General features: G+C 73.5%; 26 protein-coding genes. 16 read left to right on the top strand and 10 right to left on the bottom strand.

The genetic code is table 11. The features are described from left to right. Positions 1 to 408: 408 nt before the first annotated feature. On the bottom strand, positions 409 to 885 hold the full coding sequence (locus tag AAFN69_RS28145) for a DUF5680 domain-containing protein (protein WP_347731652.1): 477 nt from the start codon (positions 883 to 885) through the stop codon (positions 409 to 411). A 253-nt stretch (positions 886 to 1138) separates the two neighbouring features. Here AAFN69_RS28145 and AAFN69_RS28140 point away from each other — a divergent pair, with 253 nt between their 5' ends. From AAFN69_RS28140 to AAFN69_RS28130, 3 genes are all read left to right on the top strand, one after another. Continuing rightward, complete coding sequence (locus tag AAFN69_RS28140; RefSeq protein WP_347731651.1) at positions 1139 to 2659, top strand: glycosyl hydrolase family 18 protein; 1521 nt, start codon at positions 1139 to 1141, stop codon at positions 2657 to 2659. 178 nt (positions 2660 to 2837) lie between these two features. Further along, the gene (locus tag AAFN69_RS28135; RefSeq protein WP_347731650.1) at positions 2838 to 3593 is read left to right on the top strand and encodes a heparin lyase I family protein; all 756 of its coding nucleotides are present in this window, start codon (positions 2838 to 2840) and stop codon (positions 3591 to 3593) included. Positions 3594 to 3817: 224 nt separating this feature from the next. After that, entirely contained in the window at positions 3818 to 4105 is a 288-nt protein-coding gene (locus tag AAFN69_RS28130) for a hypothetical protein (protein ID WP_347731649.1), read from the top strand. A gap of 126 nt (positions 4106 to 4231) precedes the next feature. Here AAFN69_RS28130 and AAFN69_RS28125 read toward each other — a convergent pair whose 3' ends face one another. Beyond that, positions 4232 to 5194 (bottom strand): YafY family protein, encoded by a 963-nt coding sequence (locus AAFN69_RS28125; protein ID WP_347731648.1) that lies wholly within the window; start codon positions 5192 to 5194, stop codon positions 4232 to 4234. Between the two features lie 63 nt (positions 5195 to 5257). Here AAFN69_RS28125 and AAFN69_RS28120 point away from each other — a divergent pair, with 63 nt between their 5' ends. Next, on the top strand, positions 5258 to 5674 hold the full coding sequence (locus AAFN69_RS28120; RefSeq protein ID WP_347731647.1) for a VOC family protein: 417 nt from the start codon (positions 5258 to 5260) through the stop codon (positions 5672 to 5674). 100 nt (positions 5675 to 5774) lie between these two features. On the opposite strand, the gene AAFN69_RS28115 is transcribed toward AAFN69_RS28120, so the two are convergent. Continuing rightward, the gene (locus AAFN69_RS28115) at positions 5775 to 6116 is read right to left on the bottom strand and encodes an NIPSNAP family protein (protein WP_347731646.1); all 342 of its coding nucleotides are present in this window, start codon (positions 6114 to 6116) and stop codon (positions 5775 to 5777) included. Positions 6117 to 6271: 155 nt separating this feature from the next. On the opposite strand from AAFN69_RS28115, the gene rutA reads away from it, so the two are divergent. Then, positions 6272 to 7354 (top strand): pyrimidine utilization protein A, encoded by a 1083-nt coding sequence (gene rutA / locus AAFN69_RS28110; RefSeq protein WP_347731645.1) that lies wholly within the window; start codon positions 6272 to 6274, stop codon positions 7352 to 7354. A 127-nt stretch (positions 7355 to 7481) separates the two neighbouring features. Next, positions 7482 to 8288, top strand: coding sequence for a 3-oxoacyl-ACP reductase FabG (fabG, locus tag AAFN69_RS28105; RefSeq protein ID WP_347731644.1), 807 nt, complete (start codon positions 7482 to 7484; stop codon positions 8286 to 8288). An 86-nt stretch (positions 8289 to 8374) separates the two neighbouring features. On the opposite strand, the gene prpB is transcribed toward fabG, so the two are convergent. Genes prpB through AAFN69_RS28090 form a run of 3 tightly spaced genes read right to left on the bottom strand, consistent with a single transcriptional unit; the run spans position 8375 to position 11520 of the window. Next, on the bottom strand, positions 8375 to 9277 hold the full coding sequence (prpB, locus tag AAFN69_RS28100; RefSeq protein WP_347731643.1) for a methylisocitrate lyase: 903 nt from the start codon (positions 9275 to 9277) through the stop codon (positions 8375 to 8377). A gap of 9 nt (positions 9278 to 9286) precedes the next feature. Then, entirely contained in the window at positions 9287 to 10804 is a 1518-nt protein-coding gene (locus tag AAFN69_RS28095; RefSeq protein WP_347731642.1) for an MmgE/PrpD family protein, read from the bottom strand. Continuing rightward, positions 10804 to 11520, bottom strand: a complete 717-nt coding sequence (locus tag AAFN69_RS28090; protein WP_347731641.1) for a GntR family transcriptional regulator — start codon at positions 11518 to 11520, stop codon at positions 10804 to 10806. Before AAFN69_RS28090 ends, AAFN69_RS28095 begins: the two co-directional genes overlap by 1 nt. 135 nt (positions 11521 to 11655) lie before the next feature. Here AAFN69_RS28090 and AAFN69_RS28085 point away from each other — a divergent pair, with 135 nt between their 5' ends. The 4 genes from AAFN69_RS28085 (at position 11656) to AAFN69_RS28070 (ending at position 15979) form a co-directional block, all read left to right on the top strand. Beyond that, positions 11656 to 12663, top strand: a complete 1008-nt coding sequence (locus tag AAFN69_RS28085) for a tripartite tricarboxylate transporter substrate binding protein (RefSeq protein WP_347731640.1) — start codon at positions 11656 to 11658, stop codon at positions 12661 to 12663. Positions 12664 to 12726: 63 nt separating this feature from the next. Continuing rightward, entirely contained in the window at positions 12727 to 13263 is a 537-nt protein-coding gene (locus AAFN69_RS28080; protein ID WP_347731639.1) for a tripartite tricarboxylate transporter TctB family protein, read from the top strand. After that, entirely contained in the window at positions 13263 to 14822 is a 1560-nt protein-coding gene (locus AAFN69_RS28075) for a tripartite tricarboxylate transporter permease (RefSeq protein ID WP_347731638.1), read from the top strand. The genes AAFN69_RS28080 and AAFN69_RS28075 overlap by 1 nt, the downstream gene beginning before the upstream one ends. Beyond that, on the top strand, positions 14819 to 15979 hold the full coding sequence (locus AAFN69_RS28070; protein WP_347731637.1) for an MFS transporter: 1161 nt from the start codon (positions 14819 to 14821) through the stop codon (positions 15977 to 15979). Before AAFN69_RS28075 ends, AAFN69_RS28070 begins: the two co-directional genes overlap by 4 nt. 19 nt (positions 15980 to 15998) lie before the next feature. Here the strand turns inward: AAFN69_RS28070 and AAFN69_RS28065 are convergent, their stop codons facing one another. Both AAFN69_RS28065 and AAFN69_RS28060 read right to left on the bottom strand, forming a co-directional pair. Then, the gene (locus AAFN69_RS28065; RefSeq protein WP_347731636.1) at positions 15999 to 16844 is read right to left on the bottom strand and encodes an SDR family NAD(P)-dependent oxidoreductase; all 846 of its coding nucleotides are present in this window, start codon (positions 16842 to 16844) and stop codon (positions 15999 to 16001) included. Between the two features lie 3 nt (positions 16845 to 16847). Further along, positions 16848 to 17432 carry a TetR/AcrR family transcriptional regulator gene (locus AAFN69_RS28060; protein WP_347731635.1) on the bottom strand — a complete coding sequence of 195 codons (585 nt, stop codon included), beginning with the start codon at positions 17430 to 17432 and terminating at the stop codon, positions 16848 to 16850. Between the two features lie 495 nt (positions 17433 to 17927). Between AAFN69_RS28060 and AAFN69_RS28055 the strand changes: the two genes are divergently transcribed. From AAFN69_RS28055 to AAFN69_RS28035, 5 genes are all read left to right on the top strand, one after another. Further along, complete coding sequence (locus AAFN69_RS28055; RefSeq protein ID WP_347731634.1) at positions 17928 to 18683, top strand: (5-formylfuran-3-yl)methyl phosphate synthase; 756 nt, start codon at positions 17928 to 17930, stop codon at positions 18681 to 18683. A gap of 8 nt (positions 18684 to 18691) precedes the next feature. Continuing rightward, on the top strand, positions 18692 to 20092 hold the full coding sequence (locus AAFN69_RS28050) for an aldehyde dehydrogenase family protein (RefSeq protein ID WP_347731633.1): 1401 nt from the start codon (positions 18692 to 18694) through the stop codon (positions 20090 to 20092). Between the two features lie 2 nt (positions 20093 to 20094). Further along, positions 20095 to 21198 carry an NAD(P)-dependent alcohol dehydrogenase gene (locus AAFN69_RS28045; RefSeq protein ID WP_347731632.1) on the top strand — a complete coding sequence of 368 codons (1104 nt, stop codon included), beginning with the start codon at positions 20095 to 20097 and terminating at the stop codon, positions 21196 to 21198. A gap of 79 nt (positions 21199 to 21277) precedes the next feature. Continuing rightward, positions 21278 to 22198, top strand: coding sequence for a class I SAM-dependent methyltransferase (locus AAFN69_RS28040; protein WP_347731631.1), 921 nt, complete (start codon positions 21278 to 21280; stop codon positions 22196 to 22198). Between the two features lie 59 nt (positions 22199 to 22257). Then, the gene (locus AAFN69_RS28035; RefSeq protein ID WP_347731630.1) at positions 22258 to 22725 is read left to right on the top strand and encodes a GNAT family N-acetyltransferase; all 468 of its coding nucleotides are present in this window, start codon (positions 22258 to 22260) and stop codon (positions 22723 to 22725) included. Positions 22726 to 22749: 24 nt separating this feature from the next. Here the strand turns inward: AAFN69_RS28035 and AAFN69_RS28030 are convergent, their stop codons facing one another. Together AAFN69_RS28030 and AAFN69_RS28025 are read right to left on the bottom strand one after the other, a co-directional pair. Further along, the gene (locus AAFN69_RS28030) at positions 22750 to 23367 is read right to left on the bottom strand and encodes a TOPRIM nucleotidyl transferase/hydrolase domain-containing protein (protein WP_347731629.1); all 618 of its coding nucleotides are present in this window, start codon (positions 23365 to 23367) and stop codon (positions 22750 to 22752) included. 586 nt (positions 23368 to 23953) lie between these two features. Next, a complete protein-coding gene (locus tag AAFN69_RS28025; RefSeq protein WP_347731628.1) occupies positions 23954 to 24439 on the bottom strand; it encodes a carboxymuconolactone decarboxylase family protein in 486 nt (161 codons plus the stop codon). 190 nt (positions 24440 to 24629) lie between these two features. Between AAFN69_RS28025 and AAFN69_RS28020 the strand changes: the two genes are divergently transcribed. Next, positions 24630 to 25562, top strand: coding sequence for an RNA polymerase sigma-70 factor (locus tag AAFN69_RS28020; protein WP_347731627.1), 933 nt, complete (start codon positions 24630 to 24632; stop codon positions 25560 to 25562). Positions 25563 to 25813: the final 251 nt, after the last annotated feature.

Below are 25813 nucleotides of genomic sequence, written 5' to 3'. Positions count from 1 at the left end.
CGGTGCCGGCCGGCCGGGCGTTGCCCGGGTACTGGCGGAGCTGTTCGCCGCGGGTGCCGTTCCAGGCGGCTTCGAGACACTTGCGGCTGTTCCTGGTGGCCACCGGATCGCCGGGGGTCCCGGGCGGGTCCGCTGCCCGGGTCCCGGCGGCGGGGGGCGGGGGCCGTCCGGGAGCGCGGTGTGGCCGTGGACGGTGAGGAGTCGGTGCCCGGGGTGTGCTGTGGCGCCGTGCCGGTGGTCCCGGCCCGGGGCGGTGCGTCGGTGCGCTGTGGGTGATGGCCGATCCGGGGCAGGGCCTGCGGCGGCCGGCCCGCCTCGTCGCCGAGACGGGCCGGACGATCGGCGCGGCGCTGCCCGGCGGCCGGCGCCGGCAGCGCGGCAGGGTGCCGGGCAGGGCCGGGTGCGGGGTCAGTCCAGGATCCGGCCCCCGTGGTAGCGCAGTTCGTACACCACGGTGCCGTCGGCGGTGGCGATGTGCTCGACGCCCCGGAAGCGGTCGGCCTCGCCCGTGGTCTCGTCGGTGTAGGTCAGTGCGCCGGCCGTGTGGCGGAATCCGCCGAGGAAGCGGCCCTCCGCGTACAGCGCGGTCAGCGCCTCCTTGATGGTCTCGCCCGCGGTGAAGGCGTCGATGGTGTCACCGAGCAGATATCCGTAATAGTTCATGCCCCAGACCGGCCGGCCCGCCAGATGCACCGTCTCCTGGCCGAGGAAGTCCGTGCCGCCGAAGTAGCTGTCCCGGTAGACCAGATCGTCCTCCCGGTACTCCAGGTCGTGCGACGCGGTGCGGACGGGGTCGACCCTGCCCGCGCCGCCGGCGTAGGTGGAGGACTTGGCGCGGACGATGAACGACTGGAGGGCGGCGGGGGTGAGTGTCAGTGTTTCCATGGCCGGATTCTGGCAGTGGGGTCTGACAGCGGGGCCCGCCTTCCCGTCCCGGACTCCGCTTCGCGCGGGGCCCGTTGGCCGCCGTGCCGGTGTGCCGTTCGTGAGAATTGCTCTCACTTGATGTGAGTCGTCCCATAATCGTTGCCCTCCGTGTCCGGCTCCTTCTAGCCTCTGGCCGGGACCGCGGCCGGGCACATGGACCGGTCAGGGGAAGCGGTGCACATCCGTGTCACTTCCAGTCGAGGGAGAAGCGATGAGCCATCGCCCCGTACGCGGTCCATTGCGCCGGATCGCCGCCGTGCTGACAGGGCTGGCGGTGCTGCTGGGTCTGATGACGGGTCTGGCGGGGGCGGCGCGGGCCGGTGACAGCAGCCATCCGGGTGCTCCCGTCGCCGTGGAGATCACGGACACCACGGTCACGGTGCGCTGGACCGCGCCCACGGCGCCCGGTGAAATCCTCCATTACCAGGTGGTGAAGAACGGCGGCACGGTCATCGGGACCACGACCGGCACCACTTTCACCGCCACCGGGCTCGTCCCCAACCGGGAGTACTCGTTCGCCGCGGTCGCCGTGCCCCGCGTCGGGCATCCCGCGTCGAGCGTGCACACCAGGGTGCGCACGACGGGCACGACGCCGCCGATGCCCGCGGAGCCGGTGGTGATGGGTGTCTTCACCGAGAAGGGCAGTCATGAACGGGGCTTTCGGGTCAAGGACCTCGTCACCGGCGGTTCCGCCGCCGAGCTGACCCATCTGACGTACGGCTACGGCACCGTCGACGGCGGGCAGTGCCGGATCGGGGACGCTCACGCCGCGCTGGAGAGGTCCTTCACCGCCGCGAACAGCGTCTCCGGCCGGGCCGACACGGCGGATCAGCCCCTGCGCGGCTATCTGAACCAGCTGCGTGAACTCAAGGCCCGCGAGCCGCGGCTGAAGCTGCTGTGGTCCTTCGGGGGACCCGGCCAGAACACCGACTGGACCGCGGCCCGGCAGAACCCGGCCGCCTTCGCCGCCTCCTGCGCGCGGCTCCTGGACGATCCCCGCTGGGCCGGGCTCTTCGACGGCATCGACCTGGCCGTGGAGTTCGCGCAGTGCAACCGGACCTGTTCCCCGGGCGGCCCGACCACGATCACCCCCCTGGTCCGGGAGGTCGGGAACGCCCTGGGCGGCGACCGGCTCCTGACGGTGACCATCGGCCGGCAGGGCGCCGCGGAGGATTCCTACCTCATGTCCGATCTGGCCGGGGCGGCCGCCCATGTCGACTGGTACAACGTGAAGACCTTCGACTACTACCGCCCGCTCGACGACAGGTGGAGCCACAAGCCGGCGCCCGGGGCGCCCCTGGACTCCTCCTGGGACATCTGGGAGTGGGGCAGTGACGTCCACTTCGACATGTGGAGTCTGACGGAGGAGGGTGTCCACCCGAACAAACTGGTCGCCGGCGTCCCCACTCACGCGTGGGGCTGGCAGGGTGTCACCGTGGATCCCTGGTCGGGCTGGCTCCGTGCGACGGGACCGGCCAGTGGCGCCTCCGGGCCCGGCGTGGACGACTACCGGAACATCAGGCCGCGGTGCGCGCCCACCGGGGAGCTGGGCAGAACCGCCGTCGCCCACTGCGGCAGCGAGTACTGGACCTATGACACGGCGGCGACGATCACCGGCAAGGCCGCGTACATGAAGGAGAACGGGATGGGCGGGGCCTTCCTGTCGAACCTCCGCGGCGACACCGCGGGAGGCGAACTCCTCACCGCGCTGACCTCCGCCCTCGCTCCCTGACACCCGGCGCGGACGCCCCCGCCGGCATCGCCCCGTGCGCCGCCGGCGGGGGCGTCCGCGTCCCGGTGAACCGGGCGGGCGGAAGGGGAACGGGAGCGCGGCCGGGATCATCTCCTGTCCCGGGGGGAGCCGCGCCCGCCGGGGGCGGTCCCGTCCGCACGACCGAAAGGACGGATCCATGAGGGTACGAACCGGAATCGCGGGCACCCTGGCCGCCGGGGCGATGACGATGACGCTGCTCGCCGCGCAGGCGCACGCGGCGGTGATCTGGAACGCGGAGGCCCTCTCCGACCCGGACCGTGTCTTCGAGAACGTGGGCAGCAACTGCTCGGACACCGGCAACAGCGTCACAGCCGTCCAGGACAGCGCGGCGCGCGGCATGGTGTGGAGGTACGAGAAGGCGAGCGGGTCGAACCGGTGTGAGAGCAAGGGTGTCGCCACCAACAACGTCAACTACGTCTTCCAGAACGGGACGACCCGGTTCTTCGGCTGGGAGAGCAGGCTCTCCAGCGCCGTCGACAACCACGCGGTCTTCCAGTGGAAGTCCAACACCGACGGGGCCCAGAACTGGCCCGTCGTCCTCAAAATGGTCGGCGGCCATCTGACCATGCTCCAGCGCCAGCCGAACGCGGCCGAGCAGACCATCTGGACGTCGCCCGCGCCGGTCGGCGCGAACTCCTGGAACCGTATCGCCGTCGGCATGAAGTTCTCCGACACGGTGGACGGGGGCTGGGTCCAGCTCTGGTTCAACGGGGTGAGGCAGACCTTCAAGCAGGGCACCCCGGAGAGCACCCAGCACTGGAAGTGCCAGACCTGGGACACCCCCGGCGGCGGCAACAAGCCGAAGTGGGGTGTCTACGGGGCGAAGGACCACAGCGTCATCCACAGCATCAACGACCTGAAGATGGGCAACACCGTGGAGGACGTCGATTAGACGGCTCCCGTACCGGCGGCGGGCTCGGCCCGGGGCGCCGGGGTGTGTCCGGGGCGTGCCGCGCGGGCCGGATGCCGGCCGACTCGCTCTCCGGTCGGCTGTTGTGCCGGGTGGCGGGGTCATCGCCCGTGACAGCCGTTCCCGGGACGCACGGGGCCCGTCCTCCCCGGGGCCGCGCCGCGGCCTCTGCCGGCGGGCTTCTGCCGCCGGAGCGGCTCGGCGCGATGAAGGCGATGCTGCCCGGCTCCGGTCCGGTGGAGGGCTGCGAGGCGTACGGGTTCGGCCTCCGGCGCTGTCGCACCAGCTGTGGCACCACGGTCCGCGGCCGCAGCGGCGGGGCCGTCGCCGCGGAGGACGGCCGCCGCTCCGTCACGGTCGATGTGGCCGCGGACCGGGCCTGGTCCCCGGCCGTCGTCGACTCGGTGTTCCGCGCGGGGCGCCCCGGCCGGCAGCGGTTGCCGGGTGTGCCGTCCGGGAGGGCCGGACGGCATCCGGGCCGCCGGCCGGAGTGACCCCGGCGGGGGTCGGTCGTTGAACCCGGTGGTCAAGCGAAGTGCACCAGCCGGGCCCCGGGACCTCGGTCCCGGGGCCCGGTGCGCTCCCCCGCTCCCGGCCGGGCCGGGGCCGCGCGGCGGCCGTTATCCGGGCCCGCCGCCGTTATCGTCGAGCAGTTCCCGGGTACGGCGCAGCAGTTCCTCCCGGACACGGTCCGGTTCCAGCACCCGCAGTGCGGTGCCCAGGCCCAGGAGGTACGCGGCCAGCTGGTCCACGTCGTTGCCGCCGATGTCGACGATGGTGGCGTGGGGGCCGTCCGGGTGATGGGTGCCGATCGTGGGAGGGACGATGCGCAGCGCCCGGTCCATGGGGTGCGGCAGCCGGACCTTGACGGAGAGCGGGTAGACGACGTCCGCGATGGACCGGGAGACGAGGAGTGCCGGGTCGGGCGGGTCGGCGAGTTCGACGGGCCGGCCGGTCGGCTGTACGCGCACCACCCGGTCGGCCCGGAAGGTCCGCCACTGGTCCCGGGCCACGTCCCGGGCGACGAAGTACCAGCGGCGGCCCGTGTGCACCAGGCGGTACGGGTCGATGTCCCGGACCGTGTCCTTCCCCGCGTGGTCGCGGTACGACAGCCGGGCGCGCTCGCCGCGGCGGCAGGCGGCGGCCAGTTCCAGGAGCAGGCCGGGCGGGATCTGGCGTCCCCCGGGCCGGGGGGTGTGCACGAAGGTCGCGTCCATCTCGCCCAGCCGGTCCGCGATCCGGGGCGGCAGGACCTGCCGCAGTTTCAGCAGCGCCGACAGCGCGGCCCGGTCGCCGCCGAGCACTCCGCTGAGGGCGGCCTCCCGCAGGGCGACGGCCACGGCGAGTGCCTCCTCGTCGTCGAGGATCAGCGGCGGCACCCGGGTGCCGCCGCCGAGGCGGTAGCCGCCCCAGGGGCCGGGGTCGGAGTCGACGCCGTAGCCGAGTTCCCGCAGCCGGGCGATGTCCCGCCGGACCGTGCGGTCGGTGACCGCCATCCGTTCGGCCAGCTCGCGGCAGGTCCATGTCGGCCGGGCGGACAGCAGCGAGACCAGTCGCAGCAGGCGGGCGGAGGTGCTGATCACATCCCGAAGTGTCCCCGACGACCAGGACCGGGACTGTCCTGGTCGCGTCATAGCGTCCTTCCCATGAACACCGAAACCACGACCGAACCCACGACCGAAGTCACGGACGGGTCCGCGATCCGCTTGCTGTCCGTCGATTTCGACTGTCCGGACCCCGCCGCGCTGGCCCGCTTCTACGGCGCCGCGCTGGGTCTGCCCGTCGTCTGGGCCGGCGACGACTTCGTTCTGCTCGGCCGGGAGGGTTCGCCCGGGCTGGGTTTCGTCCGGGTTGCCGACTACCGGCCCCCGACCTGGCCGGATCCGTCCCAGGGCAAGCAGGCCCATCTCGAACTCGGCGTCGGCGACGGCGATCTGGACGCCGCGCATGCGCGGATGCTGGCGCTGGGCGCCACGGAGCCCTCCGTCCAGCCGCACCCCGAGGAGCGGAGGGTCCTGCTGGACCCGGCGGGCCACCCCTTCTGCATCTCCACGCAGGACTGAGGACCGCGGGCGGGCCGGCTGGGAGCGCGTGATCGCCTGCTCCGGAAGGCTCCGGAGGACGCGCCGCCGGCCGGCGCCGGCGGGCTGTGAGGGCCGCGGGTCACGGGCGGGCGGAGGCCCGCTCGCCGGCGCCCGGGCCCGGGTCGAGGGGGCGCAGGAAGCGGCGTTCGTACCGCCGGATGCAGCGCGTGCGGCGGGCGAGCTCGTAGGCGGCGCGGCACTCGGGGTCGTCGGCGCTGTCCTGCCGGTAGCGCTCGTACTCGGCGAGGCCGGGGAAGGAGAAGAGCGCGTACGCGATGTCGCTGTCGCCCTCGCCGGGCAGGAAGTAGCCGTGGTGGGTGCCGCCGAAGCGGTTGACGAGGGCGACCCAGCGGCGGCCGTACTCCTCGAAGTCCCCGATGCGGTCGGGGTCGATCTCGTACTTCAGATGAATGGTGATCACACCGGACATGATCCACCACCGGCCCGTGTTCCTCCCGCGCGGCGGGCCCGGGCCCGGGCGGGGGGCGCCGTGGACAGGGCCGCCCCGCGCGGGGGATGGTGGCGAGGGCGGCCCGCCGGTACGGGAGTTGACCGCCCCGGCGACCGAGGAGCGGCATGGACATCGGAGTCTTCCTCCCCATCGGCAACAACGGCTGGCTCATCTCGAAGAGCTCTCCGCAGTACATGCCGACCTTCGAGCTCAACAAGGCCGTCGTGCAGCGGGCGGAGGCGCACGGACTGGACTTCGCGCTGTCGATGATCAAGCTGAGGGGGTTCGGCGGCGAGACGGAGTTCTGGGATCACTGCCTCGAATCGTTCACCCTGACAGCCGCCCTGGCGGCCGTGACGGAGCGGATCGGGCTCTACGCCTCCGTGCCCGTCCTGGCCCTGCCGCCGGCCATCGCCGCCCGGATGGCGGTGACCGTGGACGCGATCGCCCCCGGCCGGGCCGGCGTCAACATCGTCACCGGCTGGGCGCCCGCCGAGTACGCCCAGATGGGCCTGTGGCCCGGGGAGGAGCACTTCGCCAACCGCTACGCGCGGGCCGCCGAGTACGTCACCGTGCTGCGGCAGCTGTGGCGTACCGGCACCAGTGACTTCTCCGGCGACTTCTACACCATGGACGGCTGCGTGCTTTCGCCCCGGCCGGCCGGCGGGCACATCGGCGTCCTCGCCGCGGGGCAGAGCGGTACGGGGATGCGGTTCGCCGCCGAGCACGCCGACGGGAACTTCATCCTGGGCAGCGGGGTCAACACCCCGCTCGCGCTCTCCGGCGCCACCGGCGCGCTCGCCGCCCACGCGCGCGCGAGCGGCCGCGACGTCGGCGCGTACGCCCTCTTCATGATCATCGCGGACGGGACCGACGAGGCCGCGCGGGCGAAGTGGGAGGACTACCACGCGAACGCCGACCTCGCGGCCCTGGGATATCTGACGGACCAGACCGCGGCGGACCAGGACGCCGACGGCTCCTCGACGGCGCGGACCGTGGCACTGCCCGAGGGGGCCGTGAACCTCAACATGGGCACGCTCGTCGGCTCCTGGGAGAACGTCGCCGCCATGCTCGACCAGGTCGCCGGGGTCCCCGGCGTCAAGGGCGTCATCCTGGTGTTCGACGAATTCGTCACGGGCGTGGAGAACTTCGGCACCCGTGTCCAGCCGCTGATGCGCTCCCGCGCCTCCCGGCCGGGGAGAACCTGACGGACCCGTGCGCTCCGTCCGGGTGCGCGGACACGGGATTCCCCCGCGGCGCGGCGCCCCGGCCGCTACCGTGGCGGCCGGGCGCGGACCCGTGCCCGGGGCCGTACGGCAGAGGAGAGCAGAACAGATGACATCAGCCCGCCGGCAGGAGCGCTCCGTCATCGTGACCGGCGGGACGCGCGGCATCGGCAGAGGGATCGCCGAACTCTTCGCCCGCCGGGGGGACGCCGTGCTGCTCACCGGCCGGGACGAGGAGAACGCGCGCGCCGTCGCGGACGGTCTCTCCCGCGCCACCGGCGCCCGGGTCGCCGGCCTGGGCGTGGATCTGCGCGAGCCGGAGGCGATCGAGCGGATGGCGGCCGAGGCCGGGCGTCTGCACGGGGGCATCGACGTGCTCTGCGCCAACGCCGGGATCTTTCCCGGCAAGCCGCTGCGCGAGCTCACCCCCGGCGACGTGGACGAGGTGCTGGACGTCAATCTGCGCGGCGGCATTCTCTGCGTCCGGGCGTGCCTGCCGGCGCTGGAGCGGGCCGGGCGGGGGCGGGTGGTGCTCACCTCCTCGATCACCGGTCCCGTGACGGGGTACGCGGGGTGGTCCCACTACGGCGCGAGCAAGGCGGGGCAGCTGGGCTTTCTGCGCGGCGCGGCGCTGGAGCTGGCGCCGTACGGCATCACCGTCAACGCCGTTCTGCCCGGCAATGTGCGCACCGAGGGCCTCGCCGAGCTGGGCGAGGAGTATCTGCGGGGCATGACCGCCGCGATTCCGCTGGGCCGGCTGGGCGAGACGTCGGACATCGCGGCGGCGGTGTTCTTCCTGGCCTCCGGTGAGGCCGGGTTCATCACCGGCCAGACCCTGACCGTCGACGGAGGGCAGACGCTGCCCGAGTCCCTGGACGCCCTGGCCCCGCCGGTGTCCGGTGCCGGGCAGGGCTGACCCCGCCGGGCCCCGCCCCGGCGGCGGGGCCCGTGCGGCCGGCCGGGCCGGTCAGCCGGTGCGGGCGGGCCGGCGGGCCGGGCCGGTCACTCCCCTTCCAGCCGGAAGTCGAAGACGGAGGAGTCGAAGCGGTTGTAGCCCTCGTAGTCCACGAGGTCGTACAGATCGCGGCGGTGCTGCATCTCGTCGAGCCGGTCGGTGAGCGATCCCCGGTCGAGCAGGGTGGTCAGGCCGCGGTCGGCCGCGCCCATGGCCATTCTCAGCAGGGAGACGGGCCAGATCACGATGTTGACGCCGGCGTCCCTGAGCTGGTCGACGGTGAAGAGTTCGCTCTTGCCGAACTCGGTCATGTTCGCCAGGAGCGGTACGTCGACGGCGGCCCGGACCCGGGAGAACTCCTCCAGGGTGCGCAGTGCCTCGGGGAAGACGGCGTCCGCGCCGGCGTCCACCAGCCGCCGGGCCCGCTCGATGGTCGCCTCCACTCCCTCGGCGGCCCGGACGTCGCTGCGGGCCACGATGAGGAAGTCGGGGTCGCGGCGGGCGTCGACGGCCGCGCGGATCCGGCGCACGGCGGTGTCGGCGTCGACGACCTGTTTGCCGTCGAGATGGCCGCAGCGCTTGGGGTTGACCTGGTCCTCGATGTGGAGGCCGGCCAGGCCCGCGTCCTCGAACTCCTGGACGGTGCGGGCCACGTTCATCGGCTCGCCGAATCCGGTGTCGGCGTCGGCCAGGGTGGGCAGGTCGGTGACGCGGGTGATCTGGCGGGTGCGGGCGGCGACCTCGGTGAGGGTGGTGAGCCCGATGTCGGGGAGGCCGAGGTCCGCGCTGAGCACCGCCCCCGAGACATAGACGCCGTCGAAGCCGCGGCGTTCGATGAGGCGTGCCGAGAGCGGGTTGAAGGCGCCCGGGAGCCGCAGGAGTTCGCCGGACGCCAGCCTCCGGCGGAAGGACCGGCGTTTGTCCGTGTCGGTTCGCGTGGTGTAGAGCATCCGGGGCTCCTAGAAGATTCCGGGCCGGCCCGCGGGCGGCAGCTGCCCCGGGAGGGCGGTGAAGGTGAGGTCCCGGACCTCGTCCGCCTTGAGTTCCGGGAGCCGCAGGGCCAGGTCGAGGAACCGGTTCACCTCCGCCTCGCCCAGGACGGGGGTCGCCAGGGCGCGGAACTTGCCGATGTAGTTCTCCCGGGTGAAGGGCCGGGCGCCGGCGGGGTGGGCGTCCGCGACGGCGATCTCGTCCTCGACGGTCCGGCCGTCGGTGAGGGTCACCACGATGCGGCCGCCGTAGGACTGGGCGGTGCCGCTCGCGTGGTAGCGCTCGGTCCAGAGGGGGTCCTCGACGGTGGTGATCTTCTGCCACAGCGCGACGGTGGAGGGGCGCGCGGCCCGCTCGGGGGTGTAGGAGTCGACGTGGTGCCAGTGTCCGTCCTGGAGCGCGACGGCGAGGATGTAGGGCAGTGAGTGGTCGAGCGTCTCGCGGGAGGCGTTCGGGTCGTACTTCTGGGGGTCGTTGGCGCCGGAGCCGATGACGTGGTGGGTGTGGTGCGAGGTGTGGACGACGATGCGCTCGACCTTGTCCGGGTCCGCCGTGTCGGGGTGTTCGCGCAGCAGTTTGCGGGCCAGGTCGATCCAGGCCTGTGCCTGGTACTCGGCCGAGTGCTCCTTGGTGTAGCTGAGGAGGATCGCCTCCTTGGGCTCGCCGGGGCCGGGCAGGGGCACCTCGTAGCGTCCTTCGGGGCCGTCGAGGAGCCAGGCGATGACTCCGTCCTCGCCCTCGTAGACGGGGGCGGGGCTGGTCTCCCCGCGCATGGCCCGGTCCACCGCCTCGACGGCGAGCTTGCCGGCGAAGCCGGGCGCGTACGCCTTCCAGGAGGAGATCTCGCCCTTGCGGGACTGGCGGGTGGTGGTCGTGGTGTGCAGGGCCTGGCCGATGGCCTGGTGGATGATCTCGGCGGGCAGGCCGAGCAGGGTGCCGATGCCGGCCGCGGCCGAGGGGCCGAGGTGGGCGATGTGGTCGATCTTGTGCTTGTGCAGGCTGATGGCGCGCACGAGGTCGATCTGGAGCTCGTAGCCGGTGGCTATGCCGCGCACGAGCGCGTGTCCGTCCCGGCCGGTGTGCTGGGCGACGGCCAGGACCGCCGGGATGTTGTCACCGGGGTGGGAGTAGTCGGCGGCCAGGAAGGTGTCGTGGTAGTCGAGTTCGCGGACGGCGACCCCGTTGGCGTAGGCGGCCCATTCGGGGCCGGTGCGCGCCTCCGGCACCTGTCCGAAGAGGGTCGCGCCCGCGCCGCCGCGGCTCGGGGTGTGCGACAGCGCCTGGGCGCGGGCGGACGAGGGGGCCGGGCGGCCCACCGAGGCGGCGGCGACCGCCGCGTTGTCGATGAAGCGGTTGACGATCATCTCGGCGGCGGGGGCGGTGACCTCCGCCGGGTCCGTGGCCACCTGTGCCATCTTCCAGGCGAGCTGCTCCTCGCGGGGGAGTCTTTCCTCGCTGCGGTGGGATCGGACGAGATGGTTCCTCATCAGGGCTTCTCCGTTGCTCTGGTCGGCCGGGGTCCCTCGGGCGCGTCCCTCTCACCGGGACGCCAGGACTGGCGGAAGTGCTCGAAACTGTTGTGCAGATGGATGTGTGTGGCGTGGCGGGCGAGGGCGGCGTCGCGCCGGGAGATGGCGCGGGCGATGAGCGCGTGCTCCGAGGCGGACGCCTCCAGCCTGCTCTGGGAGTGGCCGGCCATGCGGCGCAGCCGGGCGATGTGGGTGTGCAGGTTCTCCATCGAGTCGACGAGGAAGGAGTTCTCGGCCGCCTGGCCGATGGCCTCGTCGAAGCGGCGGATGAGGGCGAAGTAGTCGCTGATGTGCTCCTCGGGGACCGCCGGGCCCCGGAAGTGTCCGTGCCACTGGGTGAACTGGTCCGCGAAGGCTCCGAAGAGCGCGGGTTTGCCGCGGGCGGCGGCGAGTTGGGCGGCCTGGACCTCCAGGCAGGTGCGCAGTTCGAAGAGGCTTCGCACATCGTGGTCGGTGATCTGGGTGACGACGAGGCCCCGTTTGCCCGAGGGTTCGACGAGGCCCTCCGCGGCGAGGCTCCGCAGCGCTTCGCGCACCGGTGTGCGGGAGACTCCCAGGCGCTCGGACTGTTCCACCTCTAAAAGGGGGGCGCCGGGCGGCAGGACTCCATCGAGTATCTCCGACCGCAGCTGTGTGTAGGCACGTCCCGCGGCAGTGGAGGAAGTGGTCGACATAGCCGGAGTGTATACACGAGCCGTCTTTTGATCACGGCCTGAGGACAAAATACCGGCAAACTCTTGTGAGCCCCCCTCCGTGTGTATACATTCCGTCTTCCCCAGACACTCCGTCGCAGAGACAAGGATGTCTCCATGAAGATCACCCGCATCGCCGTCGCAGCAGCGGTGTCCGTCCTTGCCCTCAGCGCATGCGGCACCGGCGGCACCTCCACGGGCGACAAGCCCGCGGCGGGCAAGAAGGCCGAGGCGATCAACCGTCTCGAGATCATCGCCCCCGCGGCGCCCGGCAGCGGCTGGGACCAGGCGTCCCGCGCGGTCCAGGACTCGCTGAGGTCGGCCAAGCTCGCGAAGTCGCCGGAGGTCAAGAACGTTCCCGGTGCCTCGGGCACCGTGGCCCTCGCGCAGGTCGCGCCCCAGAAGGGCAAGAAGGACCTGTGGATAGCCTCCGGGCTGGCCATGATGAGCGGTGTCATCAGCAACGGCACCGGCGTCACGCTCGACGACCTCACCCCGCTCGCCCGGCTCATGGGCGAGTACGAGGTCATCGTCACGCCGAAGGACTCGCCCTACAAGACGACCGAGGACCTCTTCGCGGCGATCAAGAAGAACCCCAAGTCGGTCGCCATCGCCGGCGGATCCGCGGGCAGCGCCGACCACATCTACATCGGACTGCTCGCCCAGCACTTCGGCGTCAACCCCACCGACGTCAACTACGTGCCCTACAGCGGCGGCGGCGAGGCCACCACCGCGATCCTCGGCGGCAAGGTCCAGGCCGGCGTCTCGGGCATCGGCGAGTTCTCGGCGCAGATCAAGGAGGGCAAGATGAACGGCCTCCTGGTGTCGTCGGCGCAGCCCGTCGAGGGGGTCGAGTTCGCCCAGACCGCCGCCGACATCGACAAGTCCCTCGAGTTCCAGAACTGGCGCTCGATGATGGCCCCGAGCGGTCTGGACGACGCGGCGAAGGCCGGTTACATCGACGCGCTGAAGCGCATGCACGACTCGCAGGGCTGGAAGGACACCCTCGCGAAGAACGCCTGGAACGACAACTTCATCGCCGGTGACGAGTTCGCGACCTGGCTGAAGGAGGAGAACACCCGGGTCAAGGGTGTCCTCGACCAGCTCGGCCTGTCCAAGAACTGAACCCGTTCCCGTGGCGGGCGCCCCGCGGCGCCCGCCACCGCCCGGCGTGAGAAAGGCACACGCATGAGCACCCTCCCCACCCTGCCCGAACCCTCCCCGGAACAGCCCCGCGACCAGCGCGGGGCGGCGTGGGGCGAGTGGGCCGTGACGGCCGGACTCCTGGCCATCGGGGTCCTCACCCTGCTCGACGGCCTCGGGCAGGCGACCTCGACCTCGGCGTCGGGGGTCGGCGCCGGCTTCATGCCCAAGGTGGTCGGCGCGCTGCTCATCGCGCTCTCCGCGGCGCTCGCCGTGCAGGTGGCGCGGGGCAGACACGGTGAGGCGGACGCGGCCGAGGGCGATGTCGACGTCCGCGCCACCCGGTGGGTGCCGCTCGCCGTCTGCGTCGGCGCCGTGCTGATCTTCATCGCCGGTGTCGACACCCTCGGCTATGTCATCGTCTCCGCCGTGGCCTTCTGGCTCACGGCCTGGGCGCTCGGCGCCCGCAGCCACCTGAAGTCGGCCGGCATCGCGGTCGTGCTGTCCGTCGTGGTGTATCTCGTCTTCACCCGGGCCCTCGGCATCACGCTGGCCGCGGGAGTTCTGGAAGGGGTCCTGTGATGTCGGGCTGGGAAGGACTGCTCCACGGGCTCTCGGTCGCCGTCACCCCCGAGAATCTGCTCTTCGCGCTGATCGGCACCATCGTCGGAACGCTGATCGGCGTCCTGCCGGGCATCGGCCCGGCGCTGACCATCGCCCTGCTCCTGCCGATGACGTACGGGCTGGAGCCGGCGGGCGCGTTCATCATGTTCGCCGGCATCTACTACGGCGCCATGTACGGCGGATCGACCACGGCGATCCTGCTGAAGACCCCCGGCGAGTCCGGTTCGGTCATCACCGCCATCGACGGCAACAAGATGGCGCGCAAGGGCCGCGGCGCGGCCGCCCTGGCCACCGCCGCCATCGGATCGTTCATCGCGGGCACCATCGCCACCCTGCTGCTGGCGTTCTTCGCGCCGTGGATGGTGAATGTCGCGGTCCATCTGGGCGCCCAGGACTACTTCGCGCTCATGGTGGTCGCCTTCCTCACCGTCAGCGCGCTGGTCGGCGGCTCACCGCTGCGCGGGCTCATCTCGATGGCGCTCGGCCTGACCGTGGGAATCGTCGGACTCGACTTCCAGAGCGGACAGCAGCGCCTCACCTTCGAACAGGTGGCACTCCTCGACGGCATCGACACGGTGGTGCTCATCGTGGCGCTCTTCGCCATGGGCGAGGTGCTCTACGTGGCGGCGCACCAGGTCACCAGCCGCTTCGACATCATGCCGGTGCGCAAGGGCAAGCACTGGATGAGCCGCGACGACTGGCGGCGCGCCTGGCGGCCGTGGCTGCGCGGCACCTCGATCGGCTTCCCGCTCGGCGTCATCCCCGCGGGAGGCTCGGAGATCCCGACATTCCTCTCGTACACCCTGGAGCGCAAGCTCTCCAAGCGCCGGGAGGAGTTCGGGCAGGGCGCGATCGAGGGAGTCGCCGGACCGGAGGCCGCGAACAACGCCAACGCCGCCGGCACCCTCGTCCCGCTGCTGACCCTCGGCATCCCCACATCGGCCACCGCGGCCGTCATCCTCGTCGCCTTCCAGCAGTACGGCATCCAGCCCGGCCCGCAGCTGCTGGACACCCAGTCGGCGCTCGTCTGGGGTCTCATAGCCAGCCTGCTCATCGCGAATGTGATCCTGCTCGGCCTGAACCTGCCGCTCATCGGCCTCTGGGTGAAGATCCTCAAGATCCCCAAGCCCTATCTCTTCGCCGGCATCATGGTCTTCGCCCTGCTCGGCACCTACGCCGTCAACAGCAGCGCGTTCGACGTGGGTGTACTGCTCTTCTTCGGCCTCGCCGGCTACCTCATGCGCCGCTTCGGCTTCCCCGTGTCGCCGATGATCGTGGGCGCGATCCTCGGCCCCCTCGCGGAGGTCCAGCTGCGCAGATCGCTGGACATCGCCGGCGGTGACATCTCGGCCCTGGTGTCGACCCCGTTCACCATCGTCGTGTACCTCACCCTGGCGGCCGTCCTGACCGGCGGGTTCCTGCTCCGCAGGCCGAGGCGGAACACCGTCCCCGTCCCGGCCGCCGCGGCCGCCCGCGAGGACGAGACCGCCGCCGCCGGGGAGTCCCGGGAGCGTTGAGATCCCCCGCCGTCCTCCTGATCCACTCCTTCCTCCTCCAGCTGGCCGCCTACATCGTCCGGCCGACCTCGGCCTACCGCGCGATCGAACTGGGCGTCGATCCGCGGCTGGTGGGACTCATCGCCGCGAGCTTCGCGCTCCTGCCGCTCGTGGTGGCCGTGTCCATCGGACGCTGGAACGACCGCGGCCATGTGATGCCCAGCCTGGTCATCGGCGGCGCGCTGATGACCGGGGCGGGGGTGGGGATCCATCTGTGGTCGGGAGGTCTGGCGAGCCTGCTGATGTGGAACGCCGTCGTGGGCCTCGGCCATCTCCTCGCCGTCGTGGGGCAGCAGACCCTGGTGGCCCGGCTGGGGCGGGAGAGGCTGGACTCGGCCTTCGGCACGTACACCTTCGCCGCCTCGCTCGGCCAGGCCGGGGCGCCGCTGGTGCTCGCGGCCGTCGGGGGCAGCGCGGTGGTCCCCGACACCGGACTCCTCTTCCTCCTCTACACGGGCACCTGCGCGGCGCTCCTGCTGATCACCGGCTTTCTGCCGTCCTGCCGGAACACCGGGCGAAAGGACGGCGGCGGCCGTTCGCTGCGCTCGGCGCTGCGGGTCCCCCGCGCGACCGGGCGCACCATGACGGGGGCGATGCTGCTGAGCATGCTCGTCCTCGCGGCGGTCGACCTGATCCAGGTCTATCTCCCCGCGCTCGGGGTGGAGCGCGAGATCCCGTCGGCGACCATCGGGGTGCTGCTCGCGGTGCGCGCGGCGGCGACGATGGCATCGCGGCTGGGCCTGGCCCGGCTGGCCGCCCGGTTCGGGCGGACCCGGCTCGCCGCCGGGTCCGCGATCGTCGCCGGCGCGGCCGTGGCCGCCCTGGCCGCCCCGGTGCCGGTCGTGGTGTCGGGGATCCTGCTGGCCGTGGCCGGATTCGCGCTCGGCATCGGCCAGCCGCTGTCGATGTCGATCGTGACCGCGGCCGCCCCCGCCGGCACCACCTCGACCTGGCTCGCCCTGCGGCTGAGCGGCAACCGGGTCGGCCAGTCGCTGATCCCCGCCGTGCTGAGCGCCTTCACCGCCGGCCTGGGGACCGGCGGGATCTTCGTGGCCACGGGGATCGGGCTCTTCGGCACGGCGGCCGCGGCGCGCTTCCTCATCGACGACGACCGGTGAGAAACGGGCCGCGGGGGTGCTACCCGGCCGCCGGGAGCGGGAAGCCGCGGCGCATCACGGCGTCGAAGGCGGCGTCGGGCAGGAGCCGGCGGGCGGTCATCACGGTCCGGGCCACGGCCCCGATCGCGTACCGGGCCCGGGGGCGGGGGGTGGTGGCGGCCCGGACGATGGTCCTGGCCGCCGTCTCCGCGGACACCGCGCCGTTGCGGCGGGTGAACGTCCTGTTGGCGTACATGTCCGCGAGCGCGGTGCGGAAGCCGGCGTAGGGGTCGCCGGCGGCGGGTCCGTGCATGGTGTCCACGGCGGTGCCGGCGAAGTCCGTGAGGGTGGGGCCCGGCTGGACGACCACGACCTTGACGCCGAACGGGGCGACCTCCAGGCGCAGTGAGTCGCTGATCGCCTCCAGCGCGTGCTTGGTGGAGTGGTAGAAGCCGCCGCCCGGCGGGGAGAACCGTCCGCCCATGGAGGAGATGTTGACGATCCGTCCGGTACGGGCCGCGCGCATGGCGGGCAGGACGTGCTGGATGAGGCGGACCGGGCCGAAGACATTGGTCTCGAACTGGGCCCGGATCTCCCGCGGGCCGGCGGTCTCGACGGGCAGATGGAGTCCGTAGGCGGCGTTGTTGATCAGGATGCCGACCGCGCCGTGGTCGTGTTCGACCCGGGCCACCGCGGCGGCCATCGACGCGTCGTCGGTGACGTCCAGCGCCATGGTGGTGATGCCCTCGGCGGCGAGACCGGCGAGATCGCCGGGCCGGCGGGCGGTGGCGAGGACGGGGTGGCCCCGGCGGTGCAGGGCCAGGGCGGTCTGCCGTCCCATGCCGGACGAGCAGCCGGTGATGAGTACGGGGGCGAGTGGGCTCACGGTTCACGGCCTCTGGTGGAGGAGGTCCCAGACGGCGGACTCGGCGCCGGCCAGGGCCTCGGGTGACAGGTCGGTGACGAGCTGGGGGCGGATGCTCTTGAGCAGCCCGCCGAAGGCGCCGAGGGCGAGGGCGACCAGCACGGGCGGATCGCCGTCGCGGATCTCGCCGGCGCGCTGGCCCCGTTCGATGAAACCGGCGGCGAAGGCGTCGGTCTCCGCGGCCAGGACACGGCTGCGCGCGTCGAGGAAGGTGTCGTGCTGCTGGTACTCCAGGAAGGCGAAGGCATACGGCTCGGCCCCGGCGAAGCGGGTGAAGCCGCCCCAGATCTGCGCGAACTCCTCCCGGACCGAGGCGGCGGGCTCCGCGGTGGCCGCGGTCAGCTCGGCGAGCAGACCGCCCTTGGCGTACTGGAAGGCGGCATTGCCGAGCGCCTCCTTGCCGGGGAAATAGCGGTAGATGCTGCCCACCCCGGCCCCCGCGTGATGGGCGACGGCGGGCATCTGCGTGCCCTCGTAGGTGCGTTCGGAGAAGAGGACAAGAGCGGAGTCGAGGAGCCGGGAAGCGAGATCGGCGGAGGATCGAGGCACGGAATGAATGTTCATTCCGCATGGGGCCGATGTCAAGTGCCGCGGCGGAAAGGGGGGTTGGGAGGCGCGGGCGGGGTGCCGGGACGGGGCGGGCCGGACACGGCGAAGGGCCCCGGTCTCCTCGCGGAGGCCGGGGCCCTGATCGAGCGCTGGGCAGGCCTTGCACCTGCATCCCCCCACAGGAAGTGGGGTGCCTTTCCTTGGACCACCAACGCCGGTCCCACAGCCGGGATCCCGGCCGCGAGCACAAGATCAATATACCGCAGGAATCCGGCTCCCGGCGAGCGGGGCCTGTCCGCCCGGGCGGGGGCTCGCGGTCCGGCGGGAGCCGGTCCGCACCGGCGTGCGCGGCGCACTGGCGGGACCCGTTCGCACTCCGCGCGCCCTACCGGTGGTCATGGGCCGCGGTAATCATGAGCGGACGGCAGGTGATCCGGGGCGGTGCGCGCACACGGCCGCCCCGGCCGGGCGGGCCCGCGGCGGAAGGAATACACAGTGTTGCTCCTCATCTCCCCGGACGGCGTCGAGGAGGCGCGCGACTGCGCGAAGGCGGCGGAACATCTCGACATCGTCGATGTCAAGAAGCCCGACGAGGGCTCGCTCGGCGCCAACTTCCCCTGGGTCATCCGGGAGATCCGCGACACGGTCCCGGCGGACAAGCCGGTCTCCGCCACCGTGGGGGACGTGCCGTACAAGCCCGGCACGGTGGCCCAGGCGGCGCTCGGCGCGGTCGTCTCCGGAGCCACGTACATCAAGGTCGGTCTCTACGGATGCACGACGCCCGACCAGGCCGTGGAGGTGATGCGCGGGGTCGTGCGGGCGGTGAAGGACCACCGGCCGGACGCGTTCGTCGTGGCCTCGGGGTATGCCGACGCCCACCGGATCGGCTGCGTCAACCCGCTCGCGCTGCCCGGCATAGCCCTGCGTTCCGGCTCGGACGCCGCCATGCTCGACACCGCGGTCAAGGACGGGAGCGGGCTGTTCGACCATGTTCCGCCGGAGAGCTGCGCGGAGTTCGTGCGGCGGGCCCACGACGCCGGTCTGCTGGCCGCCCTCGCGGGCAGCGTGCGGGCGGCGGACCTCGGTGCGCTGACCCGTATGGGCACCGACATCGTGGGGGTGCGCGGGGCGGTGTGCGAGGGGGGCGACCGCACCGCCGGGCGGATCCGGCCGCGGCTGGTGGCCGCCTTCCGGGCGGAGATGGACCGGCATGCCCGGGAGTACGCGGCCGGCGTCACCGCGGCGGGCTGACCGCCGGCATGGCCGCCCGCCGGCCCCACACCCCCGCGGTCCCCGGCAAGCGGTTCGCCGTCCTCGACCCGGCGACCGGCGAGCCCTTCGGGGAGGCTCCCGACCAGCAGCCCGACGAGCTGGACGCCGTCGTCGGCCGGGCCCGCGACGCCTGGCACGGCTGGCGGGCCGACCCCGCCGCCCGTGCCGGGGCGCTGCTCGCGGCGGCCGGGGCCGTGGAGGCGGCCGGGGCGGACCTCGCTCCCCTGCTCACCCGTGAACAGGGCAAGCCCCTGGCCGAGTCGTATGCGGAGGTGGCCCGCACGGCGGCCCGGCTGCGGTGGTTCGCCGGCCTCGGCGCCGAACCCCTGACGATCGCGGACGGCCGTCCGGTGCGCAGCGAGATCCGGTGGCGGCCGCTCGGGCCGGTCGCCGCGATCGTTCCGTGGAATTTCCCGCTCCAGCTCGCGTCGGCGAAGTTCGCGCCCGCGCTCGCGGCCGGCAACACGGTGATCCTCAAGCCCTCCCCGCACACCCCGCTGGCCACCCGGCTGCTGGTGTCCGTGCTCTCCGCCGTCCTGCCGAAGGACGTGCTCACCGTCGTCACCGGTCACGAACCCCTGGGCGCGCGGCTGGCCGCCCATCCGGGGATCCGCCATGTGACCTTCACCGGCTCGGCCGCCACCGGGCGGGCCGTCGCCCGGGGCGCGGCGGCGTCGCTGGCCCGGGTGACCCTGGAGCTGGGGGGCAATGACGCGGCCATCCTGCTGGAGGACGTGGATGTGGAGCGGATCGCGGACCGGCTGTTCTGGGCGGCGTTCCGCAACTGCGGGCAGGTCTGCATGGCGGTCAAGCGCGTCTACGCCCCGGCCCGGCTCTGCTCCGATGTGGCCGAGGCGCTCGCGCAGCGCGCGCGGGCGGCTGTCGTCGGGCCCGGTCTGGATCCGGCCACCCGGCTGGGCCCGCTCAACAACGCCGCCCAGCTGGCGCGGGTCGAGCGCTGCACGGCCCGGGCCCTGGCGGACGGTGCCCGGGCGGTGACCGGCGGCGGGCGGCCGGCCGGGCCGGGCTGGTTCCACTCCCCCACGATCCTGGCCGATGTGCCGCCCGGCAGCCCGGTGGTGGCACAGGAGCAGTTCGGGCCGGTCCTTCCGGTGCTGCCGTACGGGAGTCTCGACGAGGCCGTCGAGGCGGCGAACGGCACCGGTTTCGGGCTGGGCGGTTCGGTGTGGGGGACCGATCTGGACCGGGCCGAGGAGGTGGCCGGCCGGCTGGAGTGCGGCACGGCGTGGATCAACCACCATGCCGAGCTCTCCCTCGCCCAGCCCTTCGCGGGCGTGAAGGAGAGCGGGGTGGGTGTGGCGGGCGGGCCGTGGGGGCTCCACGGGAATCTCGCGCCGTTCGTCCTGCACCGGCCGGAGGAGGGGTGACGATGCGATTTCGCGCGGCGGTACTGCGCTCCCCCGGCGGCCCGTTCGCGGTCGAGGAGGTGATCCTGCGCGGGGCGCCGGCGCGGGACGAGGTGCTGGTGAGGATCGCGGGGTGCGGGATGTGCCGGACGGATCTGGCGGTCCGGCGGTCGGCGGGCCGCTCGCCGCTGCCGGCGGTGCTGGGCCATGAGGGGGCCGGGGTGGTGGTGGAGACGGGCGGCCCGCACACCGGTCTGAGCGCGGGCGACCATGTGGTGCTGAGCTTCGACTCCTGCGGGCACTGCCGGGGCTGTCTGGGCGGCTTTCCCGCCCACTGCGACTCCTTCGCCCCGCTCAATCTCTTCGGGGGGCGCCGGGAGCGGGCGGCGCGGTTCACGGACTCGGCCGGGAGGGCGCTCGCTCCCCGGTGGTTCGGTCAGTCCTCGTTCGCCGAGTACGCGGTGGTCGCGGCCCGCAATGCCGTCCGGGCCGATCCCTCGCTCCCCCTGGGACTCCTCGGACCGCTCGGCTGCGGCTTCCTCACCGGTGCCGGGGCGGTCCTCAACTCCTTCGGGGCCGGGCCCGGCGACACGATCGCGGTGTTCGGCGCGGGGGCGGTGGGGCTGGCCGCGGTGATGGCGGCGACGGCCTCGGGGGCGGTGACCGTGGCGGTGGACCGGCACCCCGGGCGGCTGGCGCTGGCCGAGCGGTACGGGGCGGTCGCGGTGCCCGCGGCGGCGTCCGGTCTGCCCGGCCGCATCCGGCGGCTGACCGACGGCGGCGTCCGGTACGCGCTGGACACCACGGCCTGCGCCCCGCTGATCAACGACGCGCTGCGGGCGCTGCGCCCGGGCGGCCTGCTGGGCCTGGTGGCACGGCTGAACACCGCGCTGGCGCTGGAGCCGGGGACCCTGGACCGGGGCAGGCGGATCTCCCACATCTGTGAGGGGGACGCGGTGCCCGGGCTGCTGATTCCGCGGCTGGCCGGGCTGTGGCGGGCGGGGCGGTTCCCTTTCGACGAGCTGATCCGCACCTATCCGCTCGACGGCGTCAACGAGGCCGAACGCGACTGCGAGGCGGGCCGGGTGGTCAAGCCCGTACTGCTTCCGGAGGGGGGCGGTGGATGAGCCGGGCGCCATGCGCGGGCGGCGGTCCCGGTCCCGGACGCGGTCCGGTCTCTCACCCGACTCGACCCAGGGAGGACACATGACCGGGACAGCACCGCCCCGGAGCACCGGCGCGGAAGGGGTGGAGGGGGTGGAGGGGGGCGTGGGGCTGACCGCGCTGCTGGTGGCCGCGGCGCGGGCGATCGAGACCCGCCGGCCCGACGCGCTGGCGCGGGACGTCCACGCCGAGCATTTCGTGCGCGCCGCGCCGGCGTGTGCCGGCTGGCCGGTGCGGATGGACGAGGTTCCGGACGGGGACGCGAACCCGCTGTGGGGGCGGTTCGCGCGCTACTTCGGTCTGCGGACGAGGGTCCTGGACGACTTTCTGCTGCGGTCGGTGCGCACCGGGGGCGCGCGTCAGGTGGTGCTGCTCGGGGCGGGGCTGGACACCCGGGCGTTCCGGCTGGGCTGGCCGCCCGGCTGTGTGGTGTTCGAGATCGACCGGGAGGGCGTACTGGCCTTCAAGCACCGGGTCCTCGACGGGCTGTCGGCGGTTCCCCGGGCGGCGCGGGTGCCGGTCGCGGTGGATCTGCGCGCCGACTGGGCCCGGGCGCTGGCCGGTGCCGGTTTCGACGCGGCGGCGCCGAGTGTCTGGCTGGCCGAGGGGCTGCTGTTCTATCTGTCGCCCGCCGCGGAGACCCGTCTCATCGACACGGTGGACCGGCTGAGCACGCGCGGGAGCGCGCTGGCGTTCGAGGTGAAGCTCGACAGGGACTTGCTGGAGTACCGCGACAGCCCGCTGTACACGTCGACGGCGCGTCAGATCGGCATCGATCTGCTCAGTCTCTTCAACCGGGAGCCGCGGCCCGATTCGACCGGTGTTCTGGCGGGCAGGGGCTGGTCCACCTCGGTCCGCACCCCCTTCGACTTCACCCGCCGGCACGGGCGGGGTCCGCTACCCGAGGAGAACGACGCGCTGGCGGGGAACCGCTGGGTGTTCGCGGACCGGGACCGGCGGTAGCGCCGCCGGGGTGGCTGGATTTACCTGGCGGAAACAGGCTTTGGGCAGAATTCCGTCATATGAAGATCGAACAGGTTGACTGGGAGCATCCGGACGCCGCCGCGCTGCGGGCCCGGCAGCGGGCGGAGATCGCGGAGCGGTACGGCACCCCGGACAGCGAGCCCGGGGCGGCTCCGTCGGCGGCGGACACGGCGGTGTTCCTCGTGGCGTACGAGGACGGCGGCGCGGCCGTGGGGTGCGGGGGGCTGCGCCGGCTGGACGAGGTGACCGGCGAGGTCAAGCGCATGTATGTGGTGCCGTCCCGGCGCGGTTCGGGTGTGGCGCCGCGGATTCTGCGGGAGCTGGAGGAGTGGGCCGCCGGGCGGGGGTGGGCCGCTCTGCGGCTGGAGACCGGGGACGGGCAGCCCGACGCCGTCCGGTTCTACACGCGTTCCGGGTACGAGCGGATCCCGAACTTCGGCGCGTATGCCGGGGTGGAGAGCTCCTGGTGCTTCGAGCGGCGGCTCGGGCCGCGCGGGGGCGGGTGACCCGGGGCGGCCGGGCGGGGTTTCTCAGACGGCGGCGAGCAGGGCGTCGAGCGGGGCGGGTGCGCGGCCGGGGGCGAGGGCCTCGACGAGGACGCGGCCGTAGTGGATTTTGCGTCCCTTCTTGGTGCCGAGGAAGCGCCGGAGCTGCTGTCCGGGGTCGCGGCCCTGCTGTGCGGGCTGGCGCAGGAAGGTCTCCAGGGCGCGCAGGTCGCCCTCCGCCCGGATCAGTTCGGTCACCCGGGTCACGCCCAGGGTGCGGATGAGTTCGTCCTCCAGGTCGGCCGCGCAGACGAAGAACTCCCGCCGGCCCGCGCCGGCCCGTTCCAGGCCGCGGGTGTAGTGGCCGCGTTCCGCCGCGTCGCACAGTCCGGTGAGGGCGAGGCCGAGGCCGGGCGGGCCGAGGAGGCGGGCGAAGCGGGCGATGTTCATCGCGCCGCCCATCGGCAGGACGCAGACGCCCTCGGCCGCCAGGTCCCGGCCGCGGGCGGCGGCCAGTGCGTTGACCGCCGCGGCGTCGCTCGCGCCCTCCAGCAGGACGGCTGTCCGGACGGGCAGCCGCGCGGCCTGTTCGCGTGCGGGGTCGCCGGGGCCGCCGGCGGCCCATGCGGTCACCGCCTCCCGGAGGGATTCCATGTCGGACACGGGACGAGTCTGCGCTCCTTCCGGCCATCGCGGTAGTGAGTTTCAGCCGGGTCCGCCGTCCGTGCGGGCCCGGCGGAGCCGGCCGGGGGTTCGCGTGTGCCGGGGCCGTCCCCTCGTGCGGGCCCGGCGTGCGGTCGTCCCCGGCCGGGGATCGTGTCGATCTGTGCCATCCGGCCGGAGCGGGCCGCGGGCCGGCGCTCCGGCGTTCTCCTCCACCCGGGCGGCGGTGCGGAATCCGGGAAGGGGACGGCGTACGGGCCGCGCGCTCGCAGCCGGCCGGGGGCGCCCCGGGCGAGGGTGCGGCCGCCGGAGGTCCGGCCCCGGTCCCGCCCGCGCCTCCGGGTGCTCCGGTGCGTTCCGCCGTCTCCGCGGCCGGCGACGCCACGGCTCGCGGCGCGCTCGGCACCGCGCCCGCCGGGGCGCTGTTGAGCCGCGGGTTCCGAGGGTCGCGGGGCCGGGGGCGGTGGTGCGCCGGGCCGGGTGCCGTCCGTCTTTCGCCTTCGGATCGCAGGGGGGTCTGCGGGGCGGCGTCTGCGATCCGAAGGCGATCGGGGTGGATTCTCTTCCGTCCCGGCGGCCGTGGCGGTCAGTCGGGCATCGCGGCGAATCTGCCGGGTTCGTGGGAACCCCCCTGTTGGCGCACGATCACGGCGAGCCGGTTGGCGGCGTTGACGAGGGCGATCAGGCAGACCAGCGCGGCGGTCTGTTCGTCGTCGTAGTGCTCGCGCACCAGGGCCCAGGTCTCGTCGGACACGCCGTGGCGGGCGTCGCCGATCCGGGTGCCCTCCTCGGCGAGCGCCAGCGCGGCCCGCTCGGCGCCGGTGAACACGGTGGACTCGCGCCAGACGGCGACCAGGGCGAGCCGGACGGCGGTCTCACCGGCGGCCGCGGCCTCCTTGGTGTGGATGTCGGCGCACCAGCCGCAGCCGTTGATCTGGCTCGCGCGCAGCGACACCAGTTTCTGTGCCGGTGCCGGCAGCGGTGACCGGTGGATCAGCCGGGCGGCGTTGGCGAACCGTTTGGCGAATCCGGCGGCGAGTTCGCTGTCGGACAGGTTGAGGCGCGTGTCCATGTGTCTGTGTCCTCACTCGTGGCGCTGCGGTGAACGAACACGGGACGCCGGCGGGCCCGTTCCCTGTGACGGGGCGGCCGTGTGACGTGCGCCATCGTTGGGGGGTGTCACAGGGCCGCGGCCGGCGGCGTCTTGTGCGCGGGAGAGCGAAGAGACGGCTCAAAAGGAGCCGGAGAGACGGGAGCAGCGGGTGGAGAGCGAGCGGGCACAGGGCACGGCGGCCGGACGGCTCGCCGGGGGCGCGGGCGCGGACCCGGCCACCGAGGCGTTTGTCGCCCATCGCGGCCTGTTGTTCACCGTCGCCTACGAGATGCTCGGCTCGGCCGCCGACGCGGAGGACGTTGTGCAGGAGACCTGGCTGCGGTGGGCCGGGGTCGATCTCGCCGCGGTGCGGGACCGGCGCGCGTACCTGGTGCGGATCGCCACGCGCCAGGCGCTGACCCGGCTGCGCGCGCTCGGCCGCCGCAGGGAGTCCTATGTCGGGTCCTGGCTGCCCGAGCCGCTGCTCACGGCGCCCGACGCGGCCGGGGACGCCGAGCTGGCCGACAGCGTCTCGACGGCGATGCTGCTGGTGATGGAGACGCTCACCCCGGCCGGGCGGGCGGTGTTCGTGCTGCGGGAGGTGTTCGGCCTGGAGTACGGCGAGATCGCCGGGGCCGTCGGCAGGAGCCCGGCCGCGGTCCGCCAGATCGCGCACCGGGCGCGGGCGCACGTCGCGGAGCGCCGGCCGCGCGGGGTCGTTTCCCCGGCCGAGATGCGGGAGGCGCTCGACGCGTTCCGGCGGGCCGCCGAGACGGGCGACCTCCAGGGCCTGCTCGACGTCCTCGCGCCGGATGTCGTCCTGCTGGGCGACGGCGGCGGAATCAGACAGGCCGTGCCGCGGCCCGTCGCGGGGGCCCACAAGGTGGCCCGTCTGGTGGCCGCGGGGCTGGGCCGGGTCCCCTCCGCGTCGCTGCGGCCGGCACAGGTCAATGCCCGGCCGGCGCTGATCCTGCGGACCTGCGGCGCGATCGACACGGTCGTGACGGTGCGGATGGGCGGCGGCCTCATCACCGGGATCTACGCGGTGCGCAATCCCGAGAAGCTGTCGCGCATGGGGCGGGAGACCGTACTGCGCCGCTGAGCCCGGCGCCGGGCCGGCGGCGAGCGCGTCCCGCCCGGAGCGGTAGCGGTACGGGTCCGTTCGGGGCGCCCTCCCCGGCGGTGCTCACGGACGGGGCGCGGACACGGCCGGGGGCCGTCTGCCGGCGGCGGGTCCGGATCGCCTCGGCGTGACGGCGTGACGGCACCGCGCCGGGGCCCGCGTTCGCGGCGCGTTCCCCGGCGGCCGGGCCGCGCACTCCCCCGCCCCGCGCCGTGTTCCGGTTCCGGGGC

Source organism: Streptomyces sp. CAU 1734 (genome assembly GCF_039888735.1).
Classification (GTDB): Bacteria; Actinomycetota; Actinomycetes; order Streptomycetales; family Streptomycetaceae; genus Streptomyces.
The sequence above is the reverse complement of the archived record's forward strand: the minus strand, read 5'-3'. Positions and strand labels throughout refer to the sequence as shown.

What these genes read in the sequence shown, in the direction of transcription:
- AAFN69_RS28145 (WP_347731652.1), bottom strand. Translation starts at nt 885, where the DNA reads ATGGAAACACTGACACTCACCCCCGCCGCCCTCCAGTCGTTCATCGTC.
- AAFN69_RS28140 (WP_347731651.1), top strand. Translation starts at nt 1,139, where the DNA reads ATGAGCCATCGCCCCGTACGCGGTCCATTGCGCCGGATCGCCGCCGTG.
- AAFN69_RS28135 (WP_347731650.1), top strand. Translation starts at nt 2,838, where the DNA reads ATGAGGGTACGAACCGGAATCGCGGGCACCCTGGCCGCCGGGGCGATG.
- AAFN69_RS28130 (WP_347731649.1), top strand. Translation starts at nt 3,818, where the DNA reads ATGAAGGCGATGCTGCCCGGCTCCGGTCCGGTGGAGGGCTGCGAGGCG.
- AAFN69_RS28120 (WP_347731647.1), top strand. Translation starts at nt 5,258, where the DNA reads ATGAACACCGAAACCACGACCGAACCCACGACCGAAGTCACGGACGGG.
- rutA (WP_347731645.1), top strand. Translation starts at nt 6,272, where the DNA reads ATGGACATCGGAGTCTTCCTCCCCATCGGCAACAACGGCTGGCTCATC.
- fabG (WP_347731644.1), top strand. Translation starts at nt 7,482, where the DNA reads ATGACATCAGCCCGCCGGCAGGAGCGCTCCGTCATCGTGACCGGCGGG.
- prpB (WP_347731643.1), bottom strand. Translation starts at nt 9,277, where the DNA reads ATGCTCTACACCACGCGAACCGACACGGACAAACGCCGGTCCTTCCGC.
- AAFN69_RS28095 (WP_347731642.1), bottom strand. Translation starts at nt 10,804, where the DNA reads ATGAGGAACCATCTCGTCCGATCCCACCGCAGCGAGGAAAGACTCCCC.
- AAFN69_RS28090 (WP_347731641.1), bottom strand. Translation starts at nt 11,520, where the DNA reads ATGTCGACCACTTCCTCCACTGCCGCGGGACGTGCCTACACACAGCTG.
- AAFN69_RS28085 (WP_347731640.1), top strand. Translation starts at nt 11,656, where the DNA reads ATGAAGATCACCCGCATCGCCGTCGCAGCAGCGGTGTCCGTCCTTGCC.
- AAFN69_RS28080 (WP_347731639.1), top strand. Translation starts at nt 12,727, where the DNA reads ATGAGCACCCTCCCCACCCTGCCCGAACCCTCCCCGGAACAGCCCCGC.
- AAFN69_RS28075 (WP_347731638.1), top strand. Translation starts at nt 13,263, where the DNA reads ATGTCGGGCTGGGAAGGACTGCTCCACGGGCTCTCGGTCGCCGTCACC.
- AAFN69_RS28050 (WP_347731633.1), top strand. Translation starts at nt 18,692, where the DNA reads ATGGCCGCCCGCCGGCCCCACACCCCCGCGGTCCCCGGCAAGCGGTTC.
- AAFN69_RS28045 (WP_347731632.1), top strand. Translation starts at nt 20,095, where the DNA reads ATGCGATTTCGCGCGGCGGTACTGCGCTCCCCCGGCGGCCCGTTCGCG.
- AAFN69_RS28040 (WP_347731631.1), top strand. Translation starts at nt 21,278, where the DNA reads ATGACCGGGACAGCACCGCCCCGGAGCACCGGCGCGGAAGGGGTGGAG.
- AAFN69_RS28035 (WP_347731630.1), top strand. Translation starts at nt 22,258, where the DNA reads ATGAAGATCGAACAGGTTGACTGGGAGCATCCGGACGCCGCCGCGCTG.
- AAFN69_RS28025 (WP_347731628.1), bottom strand. Translation starts at nt 24,439, where the DNA reads ATGGACACGCGCCTCAACCTGTCCGACAGCGAACTCGCCGCCGGATTC.